This window comes from Pseudomonas syringae pv. tomato str. DC3000, assembly GCF_000007805.1.
GTDB lineage: Bacteria > Pseudomonadota > Gammaproteobacteria > Pseudomonadales > Pseudomonadaceae > Aquipseudomonas > Aquipseudomonas avellanae.
Map to the genome: position 1 here is coordinate 3438728 of NC_004578.1, position 11643 is coordinate 3450370.

Annotated in this window: 10 protein-coding genes; 7 read left to right on the forward strand and 3 right to left on the reverse strand. The window is 55.9% G+C overall.

Translation table 11 applies throughout. The features are described from left to right. Window positions 1-11 precede the first annotated feature (11 nt). The 3 genes from proX to PSPTO_RS15830 form a co-directional block, all read right to left on the reverse strand. The gene (gene proX / locus PSPTO_RS15820; RefSeq protein ID WP_011104357.1) at window positions 12-989 is read right to left on the reverse strand and encodes a glycine betaine/L-proline ABC transporter substrate-binding protein ProX; all 978 of its coding nucleotides are present in this window, start codon (window positions 987-989) and stop codon (window positions 12-14) included. 109 nt (window positions 990-1098) lie between these two features. Beyond that, entirely contained in the window at window positions 1099-2118 is a 1020-nt protein-coding gene (proW, locus tag PSPTO_RS15825) for a glycine betaine/L-proline ABC transporter permease ProW (RefSeq protein ID WP_259638520.1), read from the reverse strand. After that, window positions 2114-3151 (reverse strand): quaternary amine ABC transporter ATP-binding protein, encoded by a 1038-nt coding sequence (locus PSPTO_RS15830; protein ID WP_011104358.1) that lies wholly within the window; start codon window positions 3149-3151, stop codon window positions 2114-2116. Before PSPTO_RS15830 ends, proW begins: the two co-directional genes overlap by 5 nt. 424 nt (window positions 3152-3575) lie before the next feature. Here PSPTO_RS15830 and PSPTO_RS15835 point away from each other — a divergent pair, with 424 nt between their 5' ends. From PSPTO_RS15835 to PSPTO_RS15865, 7 genes are all read left to right on the forward strand, one after another. Continuing rightward, the gene (locus PSPTO_RS15835) at window positions 3576-4529 is read left to right on the forward strand and encodes a LysR family transcriptional regulator (protein ID WP_005766100.1); all 954 of its coding nucleotides are present in this window, start codon (window positions 3576-3578) and stop codon (window positions 4527-4529) included. 402 nt (window positions 4530-4931) lie between these two features. After that, complete coding sequence (locus PSPTO_RS15840; protein ID WP_011104360.1) at window positions 4932-6182, forward strand: aromatic ring-hydroxylating oxygenase subunit alpha; 1251 nt, start codon at window positions 4932-4934, stop codon at window positions 6180-6182. A gap of 218 nt (window positions 6183-6400) precedes the next feature. After that, window positions 6401-7312 carry a dihydrodipicolinate synthase family protein gene (locus PSPTO_RS15845; protein WP_007246249.1) on the forward strand — a complete coding sequence of 304 codons (912 nt, stop codon included), beginning with the start codon at window positions 6401-6403 and terminating at the stop codon, window positions 7310-7312. After that, window positions 7305-8822: an aldehyde dehydrogenase gene (locus PSPTO_RS15850; protein WP_011104361.1), complete on the forward strand. Its 1518-nt coding sequence runs from the start codon at window positions 7305-7307 to the stop codon at window positions 8820-8822. Before PSPTO_RS15845 ends, PSPTO_RS15850 begins: the two co-directional genes overlap by 8 nt. Next, a complete protein-coding gene (locus PSPTO_RS15855) occupies window positions 8819-10165 on the forward strand; it encodes an NAD(P)/FAD-dependent oxidoreductase (protein ID WP_005766109.1) in 1347 nt (448 codons plus the stop codon). The genes PSPTO_RS15850 and PSPTO_RS15855 overlap by 4 nt, the downstream gene beginning before the upstream one ends. 4 nt (window positions 10166-10169) lie before the next feature. Further along, window positions 10170-10730: a DMT family transporter gene (locus PSPTO_RS15860; protein ID WP_226992634.1), complete on the forward strand. Its 561-nt coding sequence runs from the start codon at window positions 10170-10172 to the stop codon at window positions 10728-10730. Window positions 10731-10948: 218 nt separating this feature from the next. Beyond that, a complete protein-coding gene (locus PSPTO_RS15865; RefSeq protein ID WP_005766113.1) occupies window positions 10949-11641 on the forward strand; it encodes a hypothetical protein in 693 nt (230 codons plus the stop codon). The last annotated feature ends 2 nt before the right edge of the window (window positions 11642-11643 follow it).

Genomic DNA, 11643 nt, shown 5'->3' on the forward strand with positions numbered 1-11643 from the left:
CTGGTGGCTATCTATTTCCTCGCAGCGGCGCGTGCATCGGCCAGCCATCCATCGTAGGCGGCACGGTGAGCGGCAATCCATTCAGCCGCATGGCGCTTGATGTCCGCAGCCGAGTTTTCGCCGTTGTGCATTTTCAGGTTCTGAGCACTTTCGTCATCGGTGGTGATTTGCATCTCGGAGAGAAACTTCACCGCCACGGGGTTCTTTTCGGCGAACTCTTTGTTCAGAACGGCCCGGACAGTATCGACCGCGAAGCCCAGGTTTTTGCCTTTATACGTCGTATCGACGTCGTTTTTCCCGCCCGGCAGATCGGTCTTGGGAACGGTCAGCCAGACCACATCCCGCCCCTCGATCAGCACGCTGGAAATCCATTGCGGAACCCAGGTGAAGTAAAGAATCGGCTTGCCCTGCTGGTAGCGAGCGATGGTGTCAGCCATGAGAGCGAAGTAGGAGCCGCGGTTGTCAGTAACGGTTTTTTCAAGGCCGTACGCTTTCATATGGTGCTCGACGAGAACCTCGCAGCCCCAGCCAGGGTTGCAGCCGGTCATATCGGCTTTACCGTCGTCATTGCTGTCGAACAGCTTGGCGATTTCCGGCTTTTTCAGGTCTTCGACGGAAGTGATCTTGTACTGATCAGCCGTTTTCTTGTCGATCATGTAGCCTTGAAGAACACCGGGCATAATAGCGCCGACTTTAACCATCGTATCGTCGCCGCCCGCCTTGGCATAAAAAGAGGCGTGCAACTGTTCCCAGGCATGTACGGTGAAATCAGCGTCACCGTAAGACAGCGCAAGCATCATTGCCGGGTAATCGGTTTCCTTAGGCTGCTCCACCTTGTAACCAAGTTCTTTAAGCCCTGCCATGGCGATTTCACCGCGAAAACGCTCCTCCGCAATGCTTGGAAAGATCGGTGTGATAGAGACGCCCTTGCCGGGTTCCTGGGCAGCCGAAGCCATAAGCGGAGACAGGGCAAGCGCCAAGACGGTCATACAACGAATAACCGTCGTTTTTACTCTGTAATTTTCAGCATTCATCGTCATCTACCTTGCATAAGGGTAAGGGCAGGTGTGCAGCGATCACATCAACTTCCGACGCTTATCAATTGTCGTTGAGCGGTGCGCCGGCAGGTGTTGAAGCCGTCTTCTTTTTAAGTTTGAACACTATTCCGACTGGCCCTGTCTGGTACCAATGTTCTCCATTAACCGCTTTATTACTGCGTTCGCCCATGGCCTGGGTTAACCGGTCAAGAAAGATAGCCAGCAAGACCAGCCCCACACCGCCGACCGTTGCCAGGCCCATATCCAGTCGACCGATACCGCGAAGGACCATCAGCCCCAGACCGCCCACGGAAATCATCGAGGCGATCACCACCATGGACAGTGACAACATCAGCGCCTGGTTCAGGCCCGCCATGATCGTGGGTGCCGCCAGCGGAAGTTGCACCTTGAACAGCATTTGCCGACGGGTACAGCCGAATGCTCGGGCAGCTTCGACCTTGTCTTCCGGCACTTGCCGGATGCCCAGATTGGTCAGGCGTACCAACGGCGCGACTGAAAAGATAATGGTGACCAGCACACCGGGAACGTTGCCGATACCAAACAACATCACCACCGGCACCAGATAAACAAACGCTGGCAAGGTCTGCATGGCATCCAGTCCTGGCCGGAGCACTCTTTCCAGTCGGTCACTGCGTGCACAGAGCACACCCAATGGCACCCCGATCACCACGCAGAACACCAGTGAAGTGAGCACCAGCGACAGGGTTGTCATTGCATCGGCCCAGACGCCGATCAGCCCCAGCAGCGTGAGGGTGACAAAACACATAACGCCGACTTTTTTCCCGCCCACCTGCCAGCCCAAGAGCGTGGCAAAAATAATGAATATCGTCGGCGGCACCGACAACAGGCCACCCTGGATACCATTCAGGATCTGATCAACCGGCCAGCGTATGGAGCGGAAGACCTCGCGAAAGTTATGGACCATATAATTGAGCACTACCTCGACCCATTGGCCGAGGGGGATAGTCAGGGATTGGAACGGATCAAGAAAGCTGAAATCGGACATGCTGGATACCTGAGTAGCTGAGCCTGATGAATCGCTCGGTTGATGCTTGTCAATGACGACTCATTGTCTGCAGCAACAGACTCTTGGAAATAGTGCCTTTGAACACACCGTGTCGATCCACAACAGCGACCGGATGCACGGCATCGGCAACAATGTGAAAGATGTCTTGCAGAGGGGTATCGGATTGCAGTGTCGGTCTGGATGCATGCGCGTCGTAAGGATGCTCTGCACAGACCGTCGCCACGTCGCCCGCCCGAAGAATTTTCGAGCGGTCAAAGCCTTGAAAAAATGCTTTGACGTAATCGTTGACCGGGTTGCACAGCAGCTCCTGAGGGGAACCGATCTGCACGATGCGTCCGCCTTCCATGATCGCGATGCGATGGCCAATACGAATAGCTTCTTCGATGTCATGGGAGATGAAAATGATGGTGCGATGCTGCTCGGCCTGAAGGCGTATCAGTTCGCCCTGCATCTCGTGGCGAATGAGCGGGTCCAGTGCAGAGAAGGCTTCATCCATCAGCAGGATGGCCGGGTCGTTGGCCAATGCGCGAGCCAGGCCGACTCGTTGCTGCATACCGCCAGACAACTGATGCGGGTAACTGTGTTCATGCCCAGCCAGACCGACCTGTTCGAGCGCTTCGCGAGCACGCGCGTGTCGCTCCTGCTCGGCGACACCTGAAACTTCGAGCCCGAAAGCGGCGTTATCAATGACCGTCAAGTGCGGCATGAGCGCAAATGACTGAAACACCATGCTCATTTCCTTACGGCGTACATCCAGTAACGCCTCATCCGAAAGGCCGGTAATTTCCTTGCCATTGAGATGAATGGTTCCAGACGTGGGTTCAATGAGACGGTTGAACAGACGCACCATGGTGGACTTGCCAGAACCCGACAAGCCCATGATCACGAAGATTTCTCCGCGTTTTACCGAAAATGTAGCGTCAAACACACCGACCACCCGGCCCGTCTTGCTGAATATCTCGTCTTTGCCGGCACCGCGTTTGAGCATATCCATTGCGACCTTTGGCTGAGCACCAAAGACCTTGAAAATGTTGTTGACTGAGAGTATTTCGTCGCCATGACTCATAATCCCTTCCTTCTGCGAATGCTTAAAAAGAATCGAATACAGGCACGCCCATACCGATGGGAATTAACTTATAGCGGCAGAGGAAATGCTCGAAGAGAAACAGGAAACATCGTTAAATCCTCTTATTATTATTTATTAATCAACGGCTTCTTTTGAGACCTGAGCTGTGATGACAAAGTTATTACCTTAGCCCCCCAACGTCTAACAACATTTCCTCCAAGCAATCAATAACGTCAGGTTATTGATCATGACGTATCTGAAAACGACATACCTGTCGCCCCTGTATGGACAAACCTGGTCTCGGCCTGCCATAACGCTGAGCAGCTTTGGCCCCTGGGCGTTTATATGCCCAAGGGCCGTTCAGATAAAAGATCGCGCATCAACCCTGTGCGCCAGATGTCAGAACGAATGGATACCCTGCGTTATGGTTAAGCACATAGAACCTGACAATACATTGCTGAAAATGCCATCTCTCAAGGCCGTCAAGTCTTTCGTTGCTGCCGCGAAGTACCAGAGCTTCACCCGGGCTGCAGAGGCACTGTGCGTAACTCAAGCAGCAATCAGCAGGCAGATTCGCGAACTCGAAGCCTACATGGGAGTTGAACTGTTCAAGCGTGTTGGCCGGGCGGTCGAGCTAACCGAGGCCGGTTCGGCATTTTTCGACGCAGCACAGTTGTCGTTCGTCAATATTTCCCAGGCGGCCAAGCGAGTCGGGGCTTACAAGGCCGGCAAGTCCGAGGTCACGCTGTGCTGCTCGGCAGCGTTCGCAGCGCTTTGGCTGTCGCCCAAGCTGCCGGGGTTCTTCAACGACAATCAGGACATCGACCTCAATCTCATCAGCACACAGAACTTTCTCTCCATGGAGCCAGGGGTGACTCCCGACATCTTCATCACCAAGTTTTCCAGCGTGCACAGTGGTTATCGCAGCTACCCGCTGTTCCATGACGTGATTTTCCCGGTCTGCACCCCCCGTTATCGCGACGAGCACCCGGAACTCGCGACCCTGGAAGGGTTACGCGACAGCGCGTTACTTAATCTGAGCCCTTACGGCCGTGCCCAAGTGGCGGAGCACATCGACTGGGGTGTATGGCTGGCGTTCCACGACACCGATATCGAAAAACGAACCCACAACCGCCCTCACGTATTCAGCGCCAACGACTACAACGTCGTCATTAACATGACCCTGGCCAATCAGGGTGTCGCATTGGGCTGGAGCCATCTGGTGGCCGAGTCCCTCGAAAAAGGCGCGCTAGTGCGGCCTATCCAGAAAGAGGTCGTCCACAAGGACTCACAACACTATCTTGCCTTCAAGGTAGATCGGGAAAGTGATCGCGGCTGTTGCCGATTGCGCGATTGGCTGCTTTCTCATTTTGCGTGACCGGTTCTATCGGCCTCAATTTTGACCCGGCCACGCCACGGCAGCGCAACGCTCTTTTTGCGTATTTATCCGTTGCCGCAGGAATGGACAGGTACTGCACAAATGCGTAGAGCTCCAGGTTGGGGGGCTTGGCGTCCGGGTACTGAAGTCATAAACGCTCCCCTGCTCTGCTCTGCTGTGCCTGACTGAATATCAGCATTGATAACATTTGTTTATGCATTGCCGTGCATAAATGTTTCTTGTTGGTGATCGATTTCTACACGTAACCTTCACAAAGGCCGGAAGAACTAACAGGCCGCTCGGGATTGACTCCTCAGTGCGCAGGGGCTGGTTCGACACCCTAATTATCGGCTGTTGCTTACGCTTTGTGAGCAGCACCAAACGCTAACGGAGTGGTGGGACGTGAATACAAGATCAGACGTTTCGAAGCTTATTGCACAACGTAAACCCCGTCATGCGTTACCAAGAGCGTTGTACAGCAACCTGGCTGTCTATCAGCAGGATCTGCAGCAGCTCTGGCACAAGGACTGGATTTTCGCTGGCCATACCTTTGAACTGGAAAAGTCAGGTCAGTATCTGTCCCTGCAAATTGGCGATTACCCGGTCGCTGTCGTTCGCGGCGCAGACGGTCAGGTTCGTGCGTTTCATAACTCCTGCCGGCATCGAGGCTCGAAGGTCTGCCCCGAGGCCAAAGGCAAGGTCGCCAAGCTGGTATGCCCTTATCACAAGTGGACGTTCGAGCTCGATGGTCGCCTGCTGTTTGCTGGCAACATGGGTGATGACTTCGATAAATCCCAGTACAACCTGAAACCGGTGCACTGCGAGATCGTCAATACCTACATCTATGTCTGTGTGGCAGAGGCCGCTCCGGACTTTTCCGCGTTCCGCGAAGCCGTTACCCCCTTCCTGATGCCGCACAATCTGGAAGACTGCAAGGTTGCCTTCGAATCCAACCTGATCGAAAAAGGCAACTGGAAGCTGGTCTTCGAGAACAACCGCGAGTGCTATCACTGCGACGGCACCCACCCTGAACTGATGAACTCATTCGTCGAGAACCTGTCGGTGGCAGGCGTCGGTGGCAGCGATGACCCCCAATTGACTGCGCACTGGGATCGCTGCGAAGCGGCGGGCCTGCCTAGCCGGTTGGTCATGGACAACGACGGGCGCTTCCGCATCACTCGCATCCCGCTGTCCTCCGGGGCCGTCAGCTACACAATGGATGGCAAGCCCGCAGTCGCTGTCAGGCTGGATGCCAGCGGCGAGGCCGACATTGGCGCCCTTCTGTATTTCAACTACCCGTCTACCTGGAACCATTTCCTGGGTGATCATGCCCTGAGTTTCCGGGTACTGCCATTGGGGCCTAACGAGACGCTGGTGACCACCAAGTGGATCGTCAAGAAAACGGCCGTGGAAGGCTTGGACTACGACCTCGACCGGCTTACCAAAGTCTGGCTCGCAACCAATGATCAAGACCGCACCCTGGTCGAAGGCGCACAAGTGGGGGTCAACTCTCCTGCTTATGAGCCGGGTCCTTTCTCTTCCAAGGCTGAAAATGGTGTTTGCCAGTTTGATGACTGGTATTGCGAGATCATGCTCGACCGGCTGGGAGACGACCGTGCTCAAGCCAGTATCAAATTGAAGTCGGTGGGATAAACCTGCACGGGCGGCGTTTTCATCAATCGCCGCCAGAACAACTTACAACGTTTGAAAACACTAAAACGCTGACAGAAAGATGGACTTGTAAAAAGGACATGCTTGATCCATTACGGGATACCTGCGCCACGACAACCAACCTGACACTTTAACGTGTGCGAGACGGCGAGACGCGCACGCTTATTGATTTCAGGTCATGACTATTCGGAGTAATCCTCTTGAGATTCGAAGGCATCTATACACCCGCGGTGACGCCGCACACGCCTGATGGCGACATTGACTGGGCGGTATTCTCTGAAGTGCTGGAGTCTCTTATAGAGGCAAACGTGCATGGCATTATTATCGGCGGTTCGACCGGCGAATATTACGCACAGACTGCCGAAGAGCGTTTGAAACTCGCCGCTCACGCCAAGGATGTGATGGGTAACCGGGTGCAATTGATCATCGGCACCGGCGCGATCCGCACCGAAGATGCCGTGCTGTTTGCCAAGGATGCCAAGGCCCTCAAGGCCGATGCCATATTGGTCACCACCCCGCCCTACGCATTGCCAACGGATCAGGAAAACGCCATACATGCGCTGACCATCGATCGCGCGGCCAACATGCCGATCATGTTGTACAACTACCCGGGGCGGATGGGCGTGCAAATGAACGAGGACTACCTCGCTCGCGTGGGCAAGTCCAAAAACGTCATTGCCATCAAGGAAAGCTCCGGGGAAATGGGCCGTGTGCATTTGCTCGCCCGTGAGTTCCCGCATATCGCCCTGTCCTGTGGCTGGGATGATCAGGCGCTGGAGTTCTTCGCCTGGGGTGCCAGAAGTTGGGTATGTGCCGGTTCCAATTTCCTGCCCAGAGAACACGTTGCACTGTATGAAGCCTGTGTGATTGAAAAGAACTTCGACAAGGGTCGGCAAATCATGTCGGCCATGATGCCGCTGATGCACGCACTCGACGGTGGCAAGTTCGTACAGTGCATCAAGTTTGGTTGTGAGTTGAACGGTCTGAAAGTCGGGGATGTGCGCGCGCCCTTGCGCCCGTTGAACGCTGAAGACAAAAGAAGTCTTCAAACCGTTATTGCCAACGTTAAGCGCACCGTCGCCCACATTATCTCCGGAGCCAGCCATGCATGATCTTCTTACCGCAGATGAATATGCCGCCATCGCCCAATCGATTTCGTTTCCCTCCAATGCGTTCATCAATGGCGCCTATAAACCCGCGATCTCTGGCGCCACCTTTTCAACCATCAACCCGGCGACCGGTGAGTTCCTGAGTGATCTGGCGGCCTGCCGCGCCGAAGACGTGGATGACGCTGTCAGCAAGGCAAAAAAGGCTTTTGATGACGGACGCTGGCGGCTGCTCGCACCAGGCGAGCGAAAAAGCGTTTTATTGAAATTCGCCAGATTGCTGGAAGACAACCGTCACGAACTCGCCGTGCTGGAGAGCCTCGACAGCGGCAAGCCGGTACGGGAATGCCAACTGGTAGACGTGCCGGACACCATTCATACCCTGCGCTGGCATGCCGAGTTGATCGACAAGCTGTATGACCACACGGCGCCCGTTGGAAACGACGCGTTGACCCTGGTGGTGCGCGAGCCTATCGGCGTGGTCGGTTGCGTATTGCCGTGGAATTTTCCGCTGCTGATGCTGGCCTGGAAGATCGGTCCGGCCCTGGCCGCCGGCTGTTCGGTGATCGTCAAACCTGCCGAACAAACCAGCCTGACCACACTGCGCGTCGCTGAGCTGGCGTTTGAAGCCGGTGTGCCCGCCGGAGTGTTGAACATTATCACCGGGACCGGCAAAGACGTAGGCGAACCCATTGGCCTGCACAAAGATATCGACATGGTGAGCTTCACCGGTTCTACCGTGACCGGTCGACGCTTCCTGCATTACTCCGCCGATTCAAACCTCAAGCGTGTGGTGCTTGAATGCGGCGGCAAGAACCCGGCCGTGGTGATGGAAGATGCCGAAGACCTGGACCTGGTAGCTGAACAAGTCGTCAACGGCGCGTTCTGGAACATGGGCGAAAACTGCTCGGCAACGTCCCGGCTATTGGTGCATGCGTCGGTCAAGGACGAACTGCTTGAGCGCATGGGCGCCTATATTCGCGAATGGAAAATGGGCGATCCGCTGGACCCGCAAACCCGCGTCGGCGCGTTGGTCAGCAGCGATCACTTCGCCAAGGTGAAGTCGTATCTCGACTACGCCAACGCCGACAAACTGGACATCGTCTACGGCGGCGACACCCAAGAGGGGGCTTTCGTCCAGCTGACGGTGGTTGATGGCGTCGAGCGTGACAGCCGACTGTTCCAGGAAGAGATCTTCGGCCCGATCCTGTCCGTGACCACCTTCAACTCGATCTCTGAGGCAATCGCCCTGGCCAACGACACGGTGTACGGCCTGGCCGCATCGGTTTACACCGGCAGCCTGCGTAAGGCGATCAAGCTGTCACGGGAAATTCGTGCAGGTATCGTCACCGTGAACTGTTTCGGTGAGGGCGATGCTTCTACCCCGTTCGGCGGCTTCAAGGAATCGGGATTCGGTGGGCGCGACAAGTCGGTTTTTGCTCACGATCAATACACCGAAATCAAAACTATCTGGATCGATGTGTCTGATCGGTCGGTTGACGAGACCGTAAAATGAACACTCACTCCATCAAGCGCCTGCCGGTCGACACCGGTGTTTCGGGTTGGGAGGCGATTTCCACACGCTCTACTCCTGTGCGTAGGCTTGATGGAAGCGTGACGGCGGACTGGCTGATTATTGGGGCCGGTTTCGCCGGCCTCTCCGCCGCGCGCAGGCTGGCCCAGTTGCGACCTCAGGATCGGATTGTGCTGGTGGACTCTCACGAGGTCGCCAAGGGGCCCGCAGGCCGCAACTCGGGTTTCATGATCGACGTGCCCCACAGTCTTTCGTCGGGGGAATATTCGGTGGCCGGAGATTCAGCGACGACCCGGGAAATCGCGCAAAACCGCTTCGCGATTGGCTTTGCGGCCCAAGCTGCACGCGACTACGGCATGTCCGCTGAAACCTTCGACCCTTCAGGCAAGATCAACGCTGCGGCTACAGAGCGCGGCGAACGGCTGAACAGCAACTACGCGCGATCGCTCAAAGGGATCGGCGAGGGTTTCGAGCTGTTTGATGCCGCGCAGATGCGCGAAATAACGGGTTCGACTTATTACCACAGCGGGCTCTATACGCCAGGTGCGGTGATGATCCAGCCCGCACAATACATCAGAGATCTCGCCGCCGGACTGGATGCGCACATCAGCCTCTACGAGCGCTCGCCGATTGTCGAGTTATCACGCTCCGGCGCTGACTGGACCGCGCGATCTCATCACGGCGCAGTGACGGCGCCCAAGGTGATACTGGCAGTCAACGGTCACATTGAAGACTTCGGTCACTTCAAGGACCGGCTGCTCCACGTCTTTACTTACGCTTCCATGACCGCAGGTTACCGTGATGATGAATTCAAACGAGGGGCGACAGGCCGGGAAAGATGGGCTTTACTGCCTGCAGACCCCATGGGGGCAACGGTACGGAAAATAACGATGAACGGGCTGTCGCGGATAGTCATCCGCACCAAATTCACCTATGACCCGAGCATCCAGGTGACCTCAGGGCGGGTCGCGGAAGTCGCAAAGGAGCAACGGCACTCTCTGGATGCCCGATTTCCTGAATTAAAGTCAACTGCACTGGAGTTCAGTTGGGCAGGACGTCTTTGCTTGAGCATGAACAGCGCACCCGCTTTTGGAGAAATTGAAGAAAACCTGTATTCCGCCTGCTGCGAGAACGGCCTTGGCACCGTCAAAAGCACCCTGGCCGGGGTGATGGCGGCTGAACTGGCGACCGCTACCAAATCGAAATTTCTGGACGACTTCTGCGACACGCCCGGCCCCAGCAAACTACCTCCAAAAATCCTGACACGGCTTGGGGTGAGCTCTGTTATCAGTTGGCAGGCGTTGCGTGCCGGTCGCGAAGGTTAAGCCTGTGGGTGAACCATCGGTCAGTACCGAACGGACTTCTGGCAGTGCCCGCCCACAACTCGGAATAGTTCTCTGCCTGCTTTCAATGCTCACCTTTGCAACGCAGGACGGGATCACCAAGGTGCTGGTCAAAGACCTTCCTGTCGCGCAGATGATCATGGTGCGCTATTGGGTATTCGTGATTTTTGCGGTGGGGTATGCCACCTGTCACGGCAGTCTCAGGGCTTCTGTACGGAGCGCAAAACCCGGACTTCAAATTACCCGGGCACTCCTGGGAGTGACCGACGTAGTCCTTTTCGCCTTTGGATTGCGATTTCTGGGCCTTGCGCAAATGCACGCGCTTTACGCAGTGTTTCCATTGATGACGCTGGGCCTTGCAGGGATGATTCTGGGCGAATTCATTGGCCTGCGTCGTTGGATAGCTGCAGCGGTAGGGTTCGCCGGGACCTTTGTCATACTTCGCATGGACATTAGTCGGCGCTTCACTGGTTATTATCGGTGGTTTATACGCCATAAAAGCCTGATCCAGACTGCCGCTTCAAGACACAGATGGCATGCAAGCTGATTACGCAAGGTGGCAAACACTATCGCGGAAACGTTCAGGGTTTTGTCCATCACATCCATCTGGTGGTACCCACCTGGCCCCTCACTTAACGTGCTTGAACGGCTCAAGTCAGCCCCCTCAGCTAATGGTCCGTGACATCCTCGCGCGGCTCCACTAAATTACGCCCCCCGAAACGCCCAGAGCCTTTCGCGCCTCAAATTCTGAAATAGTGAAATTCAATGCCTGATTCCCAGATCAACGAAGCCCTGACCTCCTCCAAGCTGGAATACGAAAGCGCCATTGGTCTTTCGCAGCACGTGCCGCAGGCCAAGACCATCAGTGAGATGGTGCTTGATGCGTTCCAGACCGCCAAGGAAAGCGAAGAAATCCGCGAGCTGCGTGCCGCCATTCGCCTGGCGCAGGATGAGCACGATGACGACAAAGCCTACGAATTGATGGGCCAACTGAAGCGCCTCAAGGATGCCGAAGCGGCAGACAGCGCGGCACTGGCCGATCTTGGCGCGCAGTTCCCGATCAGCCGGATTCTGTCCAGCTACAAGGACGACCCGGCGTTTCAGGAGCTGGTCTACAGCCTGGCGCTCAAAGTGCTGAACCAGACGCATCAAGCGATCAGCAACCCGTATACCGCCAAGAGCAAGACGACGCGCGCCAAGAAGGAAGCCGAGGTCTACACCATCAGCAAGGACGGCCAGAGCGTCAGCCTGCCGCTACGCACCCCGCGCTCCAACCTGAATGTCGACCGCGAAGCCCTTGAATTCCTCGGTTTCACCTTTGTCGGTGAAGGCGATGCAGCCGAACTGCAGGAAACCAGCTTCGTCGACAATCAAGGCAGCGAACTGCCGGTGACCCGTAAAAACATCGTCACCGCCCTGCAACAGGGCAAGGCGTTCAACGCTTACAGCATTGCCTGATG